The organism is Pseudoalteromonas sp. G5_S1_54_S4 (assembly GCF_054968565.1).
On sequence record NZ_JBQKUL010000042.1, the window covers coordinates 24,929 to 39,141 of the forward strand.

The window sequence follows — 14,213 nt, forward strand, 5'->3', positions numbered from 1 at the left end:
ACCACTACATTAAGACGCTTTGGATGAAAAACTATAAATAACTAGACGTTAAAATAGCTAATCGGGACTATGAAATTGTTAGAATTGATAGGCCAATGACATCTTAAATTGAGTAGGCGCACCTGGGTAAACCCATAATGCGTTGTAGCTACTTTGGGCATATTCTTCATCAAAAATGTTGTTAACACTGATATTTAACTTGGTGCGCTCGGTTAAATTTACTTGTCCAAAAATGCCAACTAATTGATAACTCGGTAAGTTAAATGTTAAATCGGCGGCATCGCCTAATCGTTCACTGGTGTACTGATAACTAGCCCCTAGCTCAAGCTCTTTACCAAGCAAGGCTGTTTGATGGCTAAGTGTTAGATTTAAGTTATTTTTAGGCACATTGACTAATGGGCTGCCTTTTTTGATTGGCACGCCCCAATCAGCATTTATTATGTCGTTTGCCGTACTGGCATCTATATAAGCGTAAGATAAATTAAACTTTGTATCATCAGTAATATAAGTACTTAAATCGAGTTCAACACCTTTACTATTTGCTTTACCAATAGGCGCTGAGAAACCAACGTTTACAGGGTCGGCTACTAACATATTACTTTTAGTGGCATCAAATAATGCTAGGGTTCCCGTTATGCCTTGGTAGCTAAATTTAGCGCCTACTTCAAATGAGTCACTGTATTCAAAGCCAAATGGGTCGCCACTTGCATCTGTGCCACTTAATGGTAAAAAGCCTTCAGAGTAACTGCTGTATAAGGTTACAGCGTTGTTTAGCTCGTATACTAAGCCTATTCGCGGGCTTACTTGGCTCTGTGAGCTACTTGAAAGCACAGCACTTTTGGTTTCTAAAATGTCTTGATCTACGCTATCGAACCTAAGGCCAACTAATAGCTTAAATTTATCAGTCAGATCCATTTGATCTTGAACGTATATACCATAAGCATCTTGTTGTTCGTTGTTTTCGTAGAGTAAACCTACTTCAGGACGCGCAACGTTATAATTAGGTTGATAAATATCAATTGTGTAGGTGCCGTTACCGCCGCGATAACGATAAAGTCCAGTGCGTAAGTCGTATTTGTATGCGTCGGCTCCCATTAATAAATGATGGGTAATTCCTGCGGTATCAAAATGCCCGCTTAGCTCAAATTTAAGGCTGGTATCATCAACTTCATAATCGCGGTAGCGCTGTTGGCGGGTAAGTGTGCGGCCATCATCGAATAATGATTGGCGCGAGGGTGCAAGTTCAGCATCAGACGAAAACCCAGTTAGTGTAGAGCTGCGGTAGTTTGCGCCTACAACGAGTGACCATTCATTGTTTATATCATGATTTAAAGTCACTTGGTGACCACGAGAATATACTTGCGTGTCACCATCGTTTGGATTGCCTAAATAGCGCGAGTTAGGGACAGTATTAAAATTATCATTAAGTACAACAACCCCACGGTCAAATAGCTGGGCTAAATCAACGTATTCAAATTCATAAGTGATGCTAGTTGAAGCGTTTATTTGATGATAAATCGATGGCGTAACCACCTTTTTATGGGTGTACACCTCATCGCGGTAGCTGTCGCTATCTTGCCATGCGCCATTTATTCTAAATGCAGTGTTATCGTTAATGCCGTTTGTATAGTCACCTTCAACGCGATTAAAATTATCACTACCTAAGCTAAGTTTTAGCTCACCCTGTTGCTCAAATTGAGGTTTTTTGGTCACGATATTAACTGTACCGCCGGGCTCTGAGCGGCCATAAAGTGCGGAGCCTGGGCCTTTTAATACTTCAATGTACTCAATGTTTGATACATCACGAGGGCCGCTGAATCCGCGCCCACCGCTAAAACCATTAATTAAGTAACCCGATGGCATGTTTTCGTTACCCGATAATCCACGAATCGAAAAGCTATCCCACAATGCGCCACTGTTATTTTTACGTGAAATACTGGCAGAAAAGTCCAGCGCATCTTGTAATTGAGTTATTCCTTTTTGATCAAGTATCGCGTTATCGAGGGTTTCGATTGATTGTGGCATTTGCTTTTGAGGAATATCGCCTCGGTAAGCTTGTTTATATGTAACCGCAATTTTCTCTATTGGTTGACTTTGGGCAATGCTTTGTGCGCTTGCACTTAAGCAGGCTAAGTAAATTAATGAGTACTTCATAAAATGCTTTTTAGTAACGTTATATTATAACCAAAACTATAGCATGTGTTACTTTATAACAAAATGTTTTTTTGCGCTCTATGTGTGCGTCTAATTTTTACACTAGCGACTATGCAGCTATCACGTTAAGATGGATAAAAATAACACAATAAGAACAATATAATGTTAACAAAAACAAATGCATTAATTTACTTTTTAGCGTTTAGTGGTGGCTTTAGTATTATGGGAATAGAGCTATTAGGTGGGCGAATTTTAGCGCCTTACTTTGGCAGTAGTGTGCATATCTGGGGCAGTATTATTACGGTATTTATGCTTAGCTTATCATTCGGGTATTTACTGGGAGGGAAGCTGTCTATTCGTCATCCTTCGTTGACCAAATATGGGTTAATCTTTTTAGTTGCCAGTATTATGGTGGTGCCCATTGCTTTGTTTGCTGAGCCAATTATGGCATTTATTTTTTCGCATATTGAAGACAGCCGCTATGGCTCGTTACTCGCCTCAACCGCGTTATTTTTTATACCCACCATTATTTTAGGCATGATCTCGCCCTATTCTGTACGTTTGCTGGTTACCAATAGTGAGCGCAGCGGCCAAGTGGCTGGCGGCCTTTATTTTGTAAGTACATTAGGCAGTGCGCTGGGCACCATTATTACCTCTTTTTATATGGTACTGGCGTTTGATGTTAACACCATTATTTTAGGTTTTGCTGGTGTGTTAGGCACGCTTGGGCTAATTGCTATTTGCTTTGATAAACTTAAAGTGCGAGAGGCCGTTTATGCACAAGCTTAAATTATTGTTTATTAGTATAATGGCGCTGCTATTTTCAGCTCACAGTATGAGTAATGTTGTGCATAAAGAGCGCTCTTTATATCGAAATTTACTCGTTGAAGAAACTGGCGATTTACGCTGTTTAAAGTTTGATGAAAAAACCCGACAAAGCAGCCAAAGTTGCATGTACATTAGCGACCCTAAAAAACTGGTATTTAATTATACTAAACTGGCTTTTTCTAGTTTATTACTGATTGATAACCCTAAAAATGTACTCATTATTGGTTTAGGTGGCGGCACGCTTTCTAATATGATTCATGAGCTATACCCAAAGGCACACATTGAAAATGTTGAAATAGATCCTTCGGTAATTAAAGTGGCGCGTGATTATTTTAACTTTATAGAAACCGATAACGTAACTACTAAAGTACAAGATGGGCGTATTTTTATTAAACGTGCGGCGCTTAAAAGCCAGCAATTTGATTGGATTATTTTAGATGCGTTTAATGGCGATTACATTCCTGAGCACCTACTCACAAAAGAGTTTTTTGAAGAAATAAAAAGCGTATTAGCCGAAGGCGGAATTGTTGCTGCTAACACGTTTTCATCAAGTAAACTTTATGAACATGAGTCGGCAACTTATCATGCGGTATTTGGCGATTTTATTAATGTAACAGCCAATAATAATAGTAACCGGATTATTTTAGCCGGTTATAACAAAACCCCTACAGAGCAACAAATAGCACAGCGGGTTAAGCAACTAGCTCCACTACTTGCCCCTTATGACGTAGATATAAAGGCAATTAGCCAGCGTATGTTTTTCACTAAAGATGGTAAGGACTGGCCAAGTGATACTAAGGTGCTGACTGATCAATACTCTCCAGCTAATTTACTTAACTTTTAGCGGCTGATATCACATGGTCACTTATATCCGGTGACCATTACTTTAGGGTATTATTAAACAGATAATATTTTAAGGAAACGGCAATGCACATTCACTTTATTATTCATGAACATTTTGAAGCACCAGGCGCTTATGAAGCTTGGGCAAAAATGAATGGCCACACGTTGTCTTACACCCGTATTTATTTAGCTGAAAAATTACCGCAACATGCTGATTATATAGACTTTTTAATCGTGATGGGTGGGCCGCAATCGCCCGCTACATCGCTTGCAGAATGCGCCTATTTTGATAGCAAAAAAGAACAAGCCTTTATTGCCAGTGCGATCACGGCAAACAAAGTGGTGTTAGGCGTTTGTTTGGGGTCGCAATTAATTGGTGAAGCGTTAGGCGCGACTTATCAACCTAGTCCAGAAAAGGAAATTGGTAAGTTTGCTATTACCCTCACCGATGCAGGCTTGAATCATCCGTTATTTAGCCATTTTGGCAGTGAGCTTAATGTGGGGCATTGGCATAACGATATGCCCGGGCTGACTGCTACGGCCAGTATTATTGCCTATAGCGAAGGTTGTCCAAGGCAAATAGTCGCTTATAGCGATTTAGTATTTGGTTTTCAATGCCACATGGAATTGACCACCGAGGTGGTTACCCTCCTCATTGCCAACGATGATTTAACTAATGCCCATAATTACCGCTTTGTTGAACAGCCCGAAAAGCTCTTAAGTCACGATTATGATGAGATGAACAATAAGCTTTATACTTTCTTAGATAAGCTTGCCGTACACTATTTATCTAAATAATACTTATTTACGTGAAGTTAAAATGCCAATTATTTACTTAGCCTGCTAACTAATGCTAAAATTTGCTGATATTCACAAGTAAGAGTTCCTATGAGTAGCAATATTCCTTTTCATGAAACACTCGATTTAACCTTATGCGGCAATATGGGCCGAGTGCACCGCTTATGTCGAGAAGCGGTGACACTGGCGGTTGAGCCGCTAGGTTTAACTCAGTCACGCTGGACGGCAATGATCCACTTACATCATTTACCCTTAGGAGCAACGCAGCAAGCGCTGGCGACTAGTTTAGGTATTGAAATGCCCTCTTTAACGCGGACCATTAAGCAATTAGAGCAGCAAAACCTGGTTATTCGACAAGTTGATGAACACGATAAACGTAGTAAAAAATTGTACTTTACCCAAGAGGGTATAAAGTTATTAGAACATTTAAAAGAGTTAACAAGCGATATTAAACAGCGTTTATATGCCGGTTTAAGTACTGAGCAACTTGATGGTATGGCGCACAGTTTAGTGCAAATGGAAGAAAACGCGCGGCGTTGTATTGCAAGCTTATCTGGAGGTAAATAAGTATGACACCTGATCAAAAATTTGCCCGCTACGTTAAAGTTTCGCTTGTTGGTTTTATTGTTGTCTTTTTTTATTATATTGTTGCCGATGTATGGTTGCCGGTTACGCCACAGGCACGGGTTTATCATCCGGTTGTGCAAATATCACCGCAAATAAATGGCCGTGTTACCGATGTTTTGGTCAGTAATAACCAAGCGGTTAAAGCGGGTGATGTATTATTTGAGATAGATAAAAACACCTATCAGCTGGCACTTGAGCAAGCACAGCTTGCCCTTGACGATGCCAAACTTCAAAATAAACGCCTTGATACCAATGTAAAAGCGTTGGAGGCACAAATAAGTGCAGCTAACGCTAAATTGCATGAGCAGCAGCTATTAAAAAAGCGTGGCGAAACACTTTACAAACAAAACTCTATTTCGGAGCAAGAGCTTGAAAGCATTCGTGCTAACTTTGCAGCAAGTCAATCTAATTTAGCTGCCTTTGAAGCACAGCTTGCTGAAGCTGTTTTAGCGCGTGGCGACTCGGGGCAAAATAATTTAGCGCTGCGCCATGCGGCCAATCAGTTAGCGCAAGCCGAGCTTAACTTATCCTATACACAAGTGCGTGCTTTAAGCGATGGTGTAGTGGCTAATTTACAGTTACTTGAGGGTTCCTATGCGGTTGCGGGTAAGCCATTACTTGCTATTGTGGCAAAAAAAGCAGATTTAGTGGCTGATTTTCGTGAAAAGTCACTATTAAATATGCAGCCTGGGAGTTTAGCAAAAGTAGTGTTTGATAGCCGACCTGGTGAAGTATTCGACGCTAAAATTGAAACTTTTGAGGCCGGTGTCAGTGACGGGCAACTTAGTGCGAATGGATTACTTAGCAGCACCGAAACCAGCAACCGCTGGGTTCGTGACGCTCAGCGCCAGCGTATTCATTTAGTGCTACCAAATAACACTCAGCTTATAAATAATATGCCCAGTGGTGCGCGTGCCACCGTGCAGTTACTCCCACAATCGGCTATAGGTCAATGGTTGGGGTCAGTACAGATCCGCTTTATAAGTTGGTTACATTACATTTATTAGTGGGGCGAGTAATGACACAACATGTTAGCCAAGCGCCACAACTCGATTCAAATGGCTTACGCCAAGCGCTGCGGATTGCCGGTGGTTGCACTATTGGTTTTACTTTATGTAAGTTAATGAATTGGCCAAATGGAATATTTTTTACAGTTTACCCTATGTTATTACTGGGTTTAGTGCCAAGTATTAACAAAGGTGTGATCCGTCAATTTGTTGCCAGTGCTGCCTACAGTGCGTTTATTGTGCTTGTTTTGCAGGGCTTATTTTCACACTTACCGGTGTTAATGACGCTCATTATTTTTGCTAGTTTTTGCGTGTTATTTTATTTAATGAGTAGTGGCGGCGCGTTTTTATTTGGTGCGTTAGGTGCGGTGAGCTTATCGATTCAGTTGCACTTTGCCAGCCATGTTGATCAAGCAAGCAGCATTTACCCGCTTATTTTAAGTAATGGTATGGCTATTTTTATTACTATTATTATTGCGCTCTTGATGCATGGTTTGTTTCCTGATGTGACAGCGCGGCCCATGCGCGCTGTGCCACACAAGGACAAAGAAAGTATTCGTCACGAGGTGTTGCTATGCGCTAGCGTTGCGACTTTATCATTCGTAGTTTTTCAGGTACTTGATTTACAAGATTCAATTTCGGCGCAAGCGGCGTCTATTTTAATTTTGTTTTCGTTGTGTTTTAAGGCAGCGGGCACCGCAAGTTGGCAACGTATTATTGGTACACTGATAGGTTGTAATGCTGCTTTGGTTTCGCAGTTGTTTTTGTATAATCATACCGACGTTTTGCTTTTTCCGGTGGCTATATTATGGATTTTGTCTTTTATATTCAGTCGTTTTCATATTTTAGGTGGTGGTCCACCGGGTGTTGGGTTTGGGGTATTAACCACGTTTGGCATTTTATTTGGTCAGTCGTTAGGCCCAGGGCAAGATTTAATATACAGTGCTTTGTATCGATTTAGCTCGGTGGCCGTTGCGGTTACGGTAAGCTTAAGCGCAGTGTATGTAGTGCATCGAATCCTCAACCGATTTAGCGTCACCCGCCATCATACTTATGATTAAATTAAAGGCTGCATTTGCAGCCTTTTTTATACTAGCCTATTGCAAGTAAATTCAACGCAGTTAGCGCTGGAAATAGCTGCTTGAGATAGATTTATTATCCAGAGTTCAGATTACTTAAGTTATAGCTTAATATTACCGCGGAGAGCTTTGGTTTGGCCGTGTTTGGTTTTTTTATCCATACGTTTACGCTGTGAGTTACGGCTAGGTTTGGTAGCACGACGTGCCTTATTAACCTTTGTGGCGCTTAAAATTAGATCTTTTAGCCGTTTAAGCGCATCTTCCCTGTTGAGCTCTTGAGTGCGGTGGCTCTGGGCTTTAATTATCAATACCCCTTCTTTGGTGATCCTTGAATCTTTTAAAGCAAGTAATCGTTCTTTATAAAATTCGGGCAATTTAGAGCGGTTTATATCAAAGCGTAAGTGTATAGCACTGGCTACCTTATTAACATTTTGCCCGCCTGCGCCTTGCGAGCGAATAGCGCTGAGCTCTACTTCCCATTCATCTATGGTTACGGTATTTGAAATAGTTAACATAGTGCCCCGCTCTTTTTGCAAAAAATGTATTATATCATCAGTACATTGCGTTGTGGTGAATCAACTTAAACTCACAATTGAGTTAATAATAATTTATAAATTTACGCTTTGTATTGGCAATAGCCGTTAATTAGTTTTTAATTAACGCTACTTTACTATTAGGAAATGCTTAATGAAAAAATTACTGTTATCAATCGGCTTGTTAGCGATGAGCTTCTCAAGCTTTGCACAAGACATTAACGAAGGTCAATTACAAAGCTATATTAAGGCATTACCTGCGGTTACAAGTTGGGCAAGCAATCAAGCGTCGTTAAAAGGCTTAGATTTAGCGAGTATGCTGGGCGCATCGGCAGATCAAACGGTCACTGAGCAAAGCTCGTTAGCTAATAGCGCACTTAGCATGATCAAACAGCAAGACTTATATAAAAGCTTTGCCAACGTAACTAGCCAATATGGTTTTACGCCTGAACAATTAATTGCTGTAGGATCGGAAGTTTCAATGGCTTACATTGAAAACCTAAAATCAGGTTTATCAGATGAACATAAACAAACCGCCAATAAATTAATGGGTGGCTTACAAAGTATGCAAAGTAGTAAAGACAAAGGCGTTAGTTCATTAATGGGGTCGTTTGGCAATGCATCAAGCGCAGCAAAATCGGCAGAGCCTGTAGTCAGTGAAAATAACCTAGCACTTGTGAGCGAATACATGCCACAACTTAAAAAGCTGTTTTCAATGTTGTAAAAGTTATTGTTTATAGAGGTGGCATTGGCCACCTTTTTTATGCTTACTTTCCTAGTCTCATGTATTTTAAGTTTAAACAATGGCCTCAGTTTTAATGCTGTAAACCCCCTTTACGGCTATGATTAAGGCGTTATTTCGCTAACGCTAAAAAAATAAAAAGTAATAAATAAACCACAATTTTACTAACGCTACGTTTTGTTTGACGCTGAAGTTATACCAATCGACTTAAATATTTAACCATTCTAGCGAGCTAAATAAAGCGCTAACTGCGTTATAATTTTTTCAAGTAGAACAACCACATGTCAAAATTTACGCCTTGTTATCACTCCATTTATCTGTCGCTATAAATGGTCAGTAACTTAACACAATTGGTATTAAGTTAGTTGTTACTAATTAGTTGTTGTTTTATTCGGATCAGCCATTTATCAACTTAAGTAGTAAATGACGGTATATTTGCTTTCAGCTAGCTTATTTTTGTTTGTTTATTAGCCTTTTTTAATTTTTATACGGTTGAGTTAGTAAAAAATCGGTTTATTTTAACGATTTTGAAAAGTAGTTAGTAAAATCGTGATCCTTTCGGTGTTTTTAAATAAAGTTATTATAAATTAGGTGGTTAGGCTTAAGTATTATAAAGCTAAAATAGTAGTAATCCCAAAGGACACGTGTGTTAATAGCAAATAATGGAACTAAAGCATCGCTATATAGCCGTTTGCAGCGGTTATAACTGTTTGTTCAGGTGCCTTATTTCAGATCACTATTTAACTAACAGTATTAAAAGAGCCTATTTTATTCAAATGCAAATAAGAACTACTATCTTTTGTATTTGTTGGCGTTATAATATCGCCATCTTTTTTTAGCTATGTTTAAAAGGAATTTGCAGTTTATGCAGGCCTCCAACCGTCTTTTAGACTTTCCCAAACCCGTTTTTTCTATGTTAGGGCAATTTATGCAACGCTTTAGCTATGAATTAGCGGTTTTATCGCGTTTTTTTATTGCCATTGTTGGCGGGTATTTTTTTACAGCCGTTAGTGTGTCGCTATTAAGTGCAGTAGTGCCTGTGCCTAAAGTTGACGCGGTTTTGCTTAGTGTGTCTGCGAGTATTTTAATTTATGCCCTAGTGTTTATTTATAGCTTTTATATTTATTCATTAAAAACTGTTTGGATCAGTATTTTACTAAGTATTGCAGCGCAACTTGTCGTGTTGTCGCTATTGAAGGGATGGTTATGAAAGGGAGTTTTTTTCGTTCAATGACGTGGTTACATACATGGGTGGGTTTGCTCGTGTGTTGGTTACTGTATTTAATATTTTTTGCAGGCACTATTAGCTTTTTTAGAGATGAAGTGAGCTTATGGAATCAGCCAAGTGTCCATAATATTGAGCAGCAGGCAGATCGTATTGGCGCGCAAAAGCAACAAATCGTGTCGGGTGTTGAGTATTTAAATGCGCAAGCACCTAATGCGCCTAATTGGCGTATAACGCTTCCTGAGGAGCGTATACCTTATTTAACGTTTGGTTATGCAAAACCAAAAGAGCCTGGACAGCGCAGAGCCTCTTTTGAAAATACCCGTTTAAATCCAAATACCATGCAGCCTTTAGCACCCTTTGTAGATACCCGTGGGGGGAATTTCTTTTATCGCCTGCATTTTGATTTGCATTATATTGATGTAAAAACGGCGCGTTGGATTGTCTGCTTTGCTAGTTTATTTATGCTCATTGCGTTGATATCTGGCGTCGTTATTCACAAACGTATTTTTAAAGATATGTTTGTTTTTAGAGCTAATAAAGGCAGCCGTAGCTGGTTAGATGTGCATAATTTAAGTTCGGTATTTGCCTTACCGTTTCATTTAATGATTACTTATACGGGCATTATTACCCTGATATTTATGATTTTCCCCTACCCCGCGCAAACCGTTTATGAGGATGGAATACGAGGCTTTTTTAATGATGTTTCGCCAAGTAGTCCTGCAACAGAGTCGTTGCAAGGCACAGCACCGTTAGTGCCTATCAATACTGTTTTGGATCAGGTTTATACTAAGTGGCCAGAGGCTGATATAACTCGGGTGATTATAAATAAGCCGAATAAGGCCGCTGCGACTATTATGGTTTTGGTCAGTCCTGGAAAAACATTAAGGGATCAAGCACCGCGTTTGATATTTAGTGGAGCGAGTGGTGAGCTTGTTGCTCAAACTGATGATGAACTCACCGGCAGTAAAGCGCTGTATGAGTCACTAAATTCAATGCACACTGGGCGTTTAGCAGAGCCATTATTACGTGTTTTATACTTTTTAGGCGGCATTGCTGGCTGCATAATGATAGCCACGGGCTGTATTATGTGGGCGAAGCGTATTCGGGAGCGAATGAAAAAAAATGCCCAGCCATCATGGGGTTTAAAACTCGTCGAAGCGCTTAATTTAGGAACTTTAATGGGATTGCCCTTGGCAACGTCTGCGTTCTTTTTAGCAAACCGATTAATCAGCACACGCGCAATGGAGCGCGCGGATAAAGAGATACTTGCCTTCTTTTTAACTTGGCTGTGTGTACTTATTATCGCTTTTGTAAAGCGTGACAAGTTGCAGTGGTGTGTTATGGCTGCCATAAACAGCATTGCTTGTTTTAGTGTGCCAGTGGTTAATGCGCTAACAACACAAGGGAATATAATCAGTTATTTACGTAATGAACAGTGGGCTTTATTTATGTTTGATAGTCTCTTTTTACTGTTTGGTTTGCTGTTTTTGTTACAAACCGAAAAATTACGTACTGCACTGCAAGCTAAAAAACCTAGTCCGATAAACACTCAGGAGCAAAAAGTATGATGGCATTGCTCCCTTTTAGTTTATGTTTGGTGGCTTTTAACTGCTTTGCACTGGCTAAGTTTAATCATTTTAAGGATGTTTTTAACAAGCGCCCGACTGATCAGCAGCGTTTAATTTTATTGAGTGTTGCTTGGATCAGTATTTTACTAAGTTTGCTGCTTTGCGTTAGCGAATTACACGGCTATGGCGCTCTACAGTTTTGCGGGTTTATGTCGTTAAGTGCTTTAATTATAATGATTTTTTATAGTTTTTTAGTCAATTTAACTAAGCTTTTTAACTTGCTTGTATTATTGATATTAGCCACGAGTACGTTATTTTTTGGTTTAAATGGGCTTTAGTTAGTAAAAACCTGATCCCAAAGAATAGGCTAAATTGAGGTAAAAAAATGGCAAGCCATCAGGCTTGCCAATAAAAAAGGGGGATTGTCATTATGTCTTGTACTTGCCTTTTGCAAGTAGGGCTAATATAGCCCCTCTTTATTTAGTTTACCTTACAGTAAAGTGAACGTTTTATTACAACCTAGGGGCATGTAAACCCCCTTTACAGCGATTTTTGATTTACCCAAATAATCTCATCTGTTGCAAAACCAAGCGCTTTTACTTGGCTTAAAAAGTGCTGCTTGAGCTCTTTACTCACTGTAGGTGTTCTCGATAAAAACCATAAGTAATCTTTGCTATAACTGGTAATAAAGGCATATTGATAATCAGGTTGGTCGAGCTCAAAAATAATATAGGCACCATAAAACGGGCCAAAAAATGACACTTTAAAATGCCCTGTATCGGCGTTTTCTACAAATTTAGCTAAGCCTTCAGCTTCGTCCCATTTTTGTTCTTTACTAATAAACCCTTTGTTTAATACCTTTACCGTTCCATCATCGTTAATTGAATAAGTGGCTGTTACTTGCTCCATTCCTTGTTCAAAAGAGTGGTCTAATCGTGCTATTTCATACCACTTGCCTTGGTATTTCTCTAAATCAAAGTTTTTAACAGGAGTTATTCCTTCGGGTGCGCTGGTACAGGCACTGAGTAAAAACACGGTGGTAATAAATAATGCGGTTTTAAAAGCGAGTTTCATGTTGTTTCCTTTTCTTTAGAAATTGCTATAGGATCGCTTTAATACTAAAGCAATTTAAAGAACTTAGCATGAAAATTTGGGTTGATGCTGACGCTTGTCCGGTGGTAATAAAAGAAATTTTATTTAGAGCCGCAGAGCGTACGCAAACAGAAACAATACTGGTTGCAAATCATGCCATGCGCATCCCACCGTCAAAATTTATTAGCCGACTACAAGTGTCATCGGGCTTTGATGTGGCTGATGATGAAATAGTAAAACGGATTGAAAAAGGCGATTTAGTGATCACAGGAGATATTCCACTGGCAAGTGAAGTGATTGATAATGGCGGCCAAGCACTTAATCCGCGCGGTGAGCTTTACACCACTGAAAACATTCGTTCATTACTAAATGTACGCGATTTTATGGATACTATGCGCTCAAGTGGTGTAGAAATGAGTGGTGGGCCGCCTCCATTAAGCCAAAGTGACAGACAAAACTTTGCTAACAATCTTGATCGTATTTTAGTGCAAAATAAGAGCAGTTAAAGTGAGCAGCCAGTTAATAGGGTTAGGTGATGACTCATTCAGTGTTGCTGTGTATGTAGCAAAAGCGCCCCCTATGCCTTACTTTGAAACACTTGCGCAGCTAGAGCCTGTGGTTAGTGGGCAAATAAATAGCATAAACCAGCACTGTGGCAATGGCTGGCGAAAAGTTTTTAATGTATACGCCAAGGTGTTGTTTGCGCTGCCAAGCGAGTATTACGCTTTTGCTAAACAAGCCAAGAGTTGGCAAGCATATCGCGATGAGCTGTTATTACAAAAGCATAACGGTACTGCATTACTATTTAGTGCGCCGGTGCTTACTGAGCATAAAAATCAATTGCACATTATTGCTGGGCGAACTCACGCTAAAAACTTAATACAACAAGGTAAATTAAACGCCCAACTTGATTGGCTTGATGATGAGTTTGCTATAAATAAAAGTCAGAATATTATTGTATGCCCCTATTTTGATTATAGGCAGCTGAGTAATATTAAAATTGCCCGTTTGAGTGAATTAGTGGCTCAGTTGCGAATAATCTAAGCCACTTTCGTTTTTTAGGTAAGTGTTACGCTCAGTGTGTTAGCGCTATCAACTAGCATGAGCGAGCCCAAAATAAATAGGATGCAGGCCGATGCACGGCCAAATTTTAGTGAGAGCGCCGGATCATTGCTGAGGATTTTTCTGGCACTTACCCCTATTAACCAATATACCAGCGCACAGCCAACTAAATGAATAATGCTAAGTACCAGCAATTGTTCAGTAATAGAAAATGACAGTGTTGGTAAAACAAACTGCGGCAATAAGGCTAAAAATAACAGCATCACTTTGGGATTCAAGCCACTAATTATAAAGCCCTTTCTCATCCACTTTAAAGGCGTGTCTGAGGTGTGTTCTTGGCCATCGTTATAGGCTGCAGGCATTGGAGGAAATCGGTACAGTGATACGGCAATCCAAATGATATACAAAGCACCAAATAAGGTTAACAGCTTTATAAAAATGGCATGCGATGCTAATAACGCGCCTAAACCTACCACCACTATTAAACTGGCCATTAAATGCCCAAGTATTAACCCTGACACCGCAGGAATGATTTTATCACCCGCTATACCTGCACTGATTGTATAAGCCCAATCGGCACCGGGGGTAAGTACAAACAAGATTGATACCAGCCAAAAAGAAAAAATAATATTAATATCCATACGTATCCATG

Annotated in this window: 16 protein-coding genes; 12 read left to right on the forward strand and 4 right to left on the reverse strand. The window is 39.7% G+C overall.

Annotation, left to right across the window (positions count from 1 at the left end; translation table 11 throughout):
- Positions 1–78: 78 nt before the first annotated feature.
- The gene (locus tag ACTRWE_RS14860) at positions 79–2,154 is read right to left on the reverse strand and encodes a TonB-dependent siderophore receptor (protein ID WP_462880231.1); all 2,076 of its coding nucleotides are present in this window, start codon (positions 2,152–2,154) and stop codon (positions 79–81) included.
- 162 nt (positions 2,155–2,316) lie between these two features.
- On the opposite strand from ACTRWE_RS14860, the gene ACTRWE_RS14865 reads away from it, so the two are divergent.
- From ACTRWE_RS14865 to ACTRWE_RS14890, 6 genes are all read left to right on the forward strand, one after another.
- Positions 2,317–2,943 (forward strand): fused MFS/spermidine synthase, encoded by a 627-nt coding sequence (locus tag ACTRWE_RS14865; protein ID WP_462880232.1) that lies wholly within the window; start codon positions 2,317–2,319, stop codon positions 2,941–2,943.
- Complete coding sequence (locus tag ACTRWE_RS14870; protein ID WP_462880233.1) at positions 2,930–3,826, forward strand: spermidine synthase; 897 nt, start codon at positions 2,930–2,932, stop codon at positions 3,824–3,826. Before ACTRWE_RS14865 ends, ACTRWE_RS14870 begins: the two co-directional genes overlap by 14 nt.
- Before the next feature lie 83 nt (positions 3,827–3,909).
- Entirely contained in the window at positions 3,910–4,623 is a 714-nt protein-coding gene (locus tag ACTRWE_RS14875; RefSeq protein WP_462880234.1) for a type 1 glutamine amidotransferase, read from the forward strand.
- 90 nt (positions 4,624–4,713) lie between these two features.
- Positions 4,714–5,190 (forward strand): MarR family winged helix-turn-helix transcriptional regulator, encoded by a 477-nt coding sequence (locus ACTRWE_RS14880; protein ID WP_462880235.1) that lies wholly within the window; start codon positions 4,714–4,716, stop codon positions 5,188–5,190.
- A gap of 2 nt (positions 5,191–5,192) precedes the next feature.
- Positions 5,193–6,257 (forward strand): HlyD family secretion protein, encoded by a 1,065-nt coding sequence (locus ACTRWE_RS14885; protein WP_462880236.1) that lies wholly within the window; start codon positions 5,193–5,195, stop codon positions 6,255–6,257.
- 11 nt (positions 6,258–6,268) lie between these two features.
- The gene (locus tag ACTRWE_RS14890) at positions 6,269–7,318 is read left to right on the forward strand and encodes a DUF2955 domain-containing protein (RefSeq protein ID WP_036983583.1); all 1,050 of its coding nucleotides are present in this window, start codon (positions 6,269–6,271) and stop codon (positions 7,316–7,318) included.
- 119 nt (positions 7,319–7,437) lie between these two features.
- Here ACTRWE_RS14890 and arfB read toward each other — a convergent pair whose 3' ends face one another.
- Entirely contained in the window at positions 7,438–7,851 is a 414-nt protein-coding gene (gene arfB, locus ACTRWE_RS14895; RefSeq protein ID WP_462880237.1) for an alternative ribosome rescue aminoacyl-tRNA hydrolase ArfB, read from the reverse strand.
- Positions 7,852–8,023: 172 nt separating this feature from the next.
- Here arfB and ACTRWE_RS14900 point away from each other — a divergent pair, with 172 nt between their 5' ends.
- The 4 genes from ACTRWE_RS14900 to ACTRWE_RS14915 all read left to right on the forward strand — a co-directional run bounded on the left by ACTRWE_RS14900 (position 8,024) and on the right by ACTRWE_RS14915 (position 11,745).
- On the forward strand, positions 8,024–8,593 hold the full coding sequence (locus ACTRWE_RS14900) for a short-chain dehydrogenase (protein WP_462880238.1): 570 nt from the start codon (positions 8,024–8,026) through the stop codon (positions 8,591–8,593).
- A gap of 883 nt (positions 8,594–9,476) precedes the next feature.
- Positions 9,477–9,821, forward strand: coding sequence for a hypothetical protein (locus tag ACTRWE_RS14905; protein WP_462880239.1), 345 nt, complete (start codon positions 9,477–9,479; stop codon positions 9,819–9,821).
- The gene (locus ACTRWE_RS14910; RefSeq protein ID WP_462880240.1) at positions 9,818–11,407 is read left to right on the forward strand and encodes a PepSY-associated TM helix domain-containing protein; all 1,590 of its coding nucleotides are present in this window, start codon (positions 9,818–9,820) and stop codon (positions 11,405–11,407) included. The genes ACTRWE_RS14905 and ACTRWE_RS14910 overlap by 4 nt, the downstream gene beginning before the upstream one ends.
- The gene (locus tag ACTRWE_RS14915) at positions 11,404–11,745 is read left to right on the forward strand and encodes a DUF3325 domain-containing protein (RefSeq protein ID WP_016899981.1); all 342 of its coding nucleotides are present in this window, start codon (positions 11,404–11,406) and stop codon (positions 11,743–11,745) included. Before ACTRWE_RS14910 ends, ACTRWE_RS14915 begins: the two co-directional genes overlap by 4 nt.
- A 202-nt stretch (positions 11,746–11,947) precedes the next feature.
- On the opposite strand, the gene ACTRWE_RS14920 is transcribed toward ACTRWE_RS14915, so the two are convergent.
- Entirely contained in the window at positions 11,948–12,481 is a 534-nt protein-coding gene (locus tag ACTRWE_RS14920) for a lipocalin family protein (protein ID WP_016899982.1), read from the reverse strand.
- A gap of 68 nt (positions 12,482–12,549) precedes the next feature.
- Here ACTRWE_RS14920 and ACTRWE_RS14925 point away from each other — a divergent pair, with 68 nt between their 5' ends.
- Together ACTRWE_RS14925 and ACTRWE_RS14930 are read left to right on the forward strand one after the other, a co-directional pair.
- Positions 12,550–13,005, forward strand: coding sequence for a YaiI/YqxD family protein (locus ACTRWE_RS14925; RefSeq protein ID WP_058155619.1), 456 nt, complete (start codon positions 12,550–12,552; stop codon positions 13,003–13,005).
- Position 13,006: 1 nt separating this feature from the next.
- Positions 13,007–13,543, forward strand: coding sequence for a DUF6942 family protein (locus ACTRWE_RS14930; protein WP_462880241.1), 537 nt, complete (start codon positions 13,007–13,009; stop codon positions 13,541–13,543).
- A 14-nt stretch (positions 13,544–13,557) separates the two neighbouring features.
- Here ACTRWE_RS14930 and ACTRWE_RS14935 read toward each other — a convergent pair.
- The coding region (locus ACTRWE_RS14935) for a LysE family translocator (RefSeq protein ID WP_462880242.1) at positions 13,558–14,213 on the reverse strand (656 nt) is incomplete at its 5' end.

Excerpts from the sequence above, each read along its gene's own strand:
- ACTRWE_RS14860 (WP_462880231.1), bottom strand. The coding sequence starts at position 2,154 with ATGAAGTACTCATTAATTTACTTAGCCTGCTTAAGTGCAAGCGCACAA.
- ACTRWE_RS14865 (WP_462880232.1), top strand. The coding sequence starts at position 2,317 with ATGTTAACAAAAACAAATGCATTAATTTACTTTTTAGCGTTTAGTGGT.
- ACTRWE_RS14870 (WP_462880233.1), top strand. The coding sequence starts at position 2,930 with ATGCACAAGCTTAAATTATTGTTTATTAGTATAATGGCGCTGCTATTT.
- ACTRWE_RS14875 (WP_462880234.1), top strand. The coding sequence starts at position 3,910 with ATGCACATTCACTTTATTATTCATGAACATTTTGAAGCACCAGGCGCT.
- ACTRWE_RS14880 (WP_462880235.1), top strand. The coding sequence starts at position 4,714 with ATGAGTAGCAATATTCCTTTTCATGAAACACTCGATTTAACCTTATGC.
- ACTRWE_RS14885 (WP_462880236.1), top strand. The coding sequence starts at position 5,193 with ATGACACCTGATCAAAAATTTGCCCGCTACGTTAAAGTTTCGCTTGTT.
- ACTRWE_RS14890 (WP_036983583.1), top strand. The coding sequence starts at position 6,269 with ATGACACAACATGTTAGCCAAGCGCCACAACTCGATTCAAATGGCTTA.
- arfB (WP_462880237.1), bottom strand. The coding sequence starts at position 7,851 with ATGTTAACTATTTCAAATACCGTAACCATAGATGAATGGGAAGTAGAG.
- ACTRWE_RS14900 (WP_462880238.1), top strand. The coding sequence starts at position 8,024 with ATGAAAAAATTACTGTTATCAATCGGCTTGTTAGCGATGAGCTTCTCA.
- ACTRWE_RS14905 (WP_462880239.1), top strand. The coding sequence starts at position 9,477 with ATGCAGGCCTCCAACCGTCTTTTAGACTTTCCCAAACCCGTTTTTTCT.
- ACTRWE_RS14910 (WP_462880240.1), top strand. The coding sequence starts at position 9,818 with ATGAAAGGGAGTTTTTTTCGTTCAATGACGTGGTTACATACATGGGTG.
- ACTRWE_RS14915 (WP_016899981.1), top strand. The coding sequence starts at position 11,404 with ATGATGGCATTGCTCCCTTTTAGTTTATGTTTGGTGGCTTTTAACTGC.
- ACTRWE_RS14920 (WP_016899982.1), bottom strand. The coding sequence starts at position 12,481 with ATGAAACTCGCTTTTAAAACCGCATTATTTATTACCACCGTGTTTTTA.
- ACTRWE_RS14925 (WP_058155619.1), top strand. The coding sequence starts at position 12,550 with ATGAAAATTTGGGTTGATGCTGACGCTTGTCCGGTGGTAATAAAAGAA.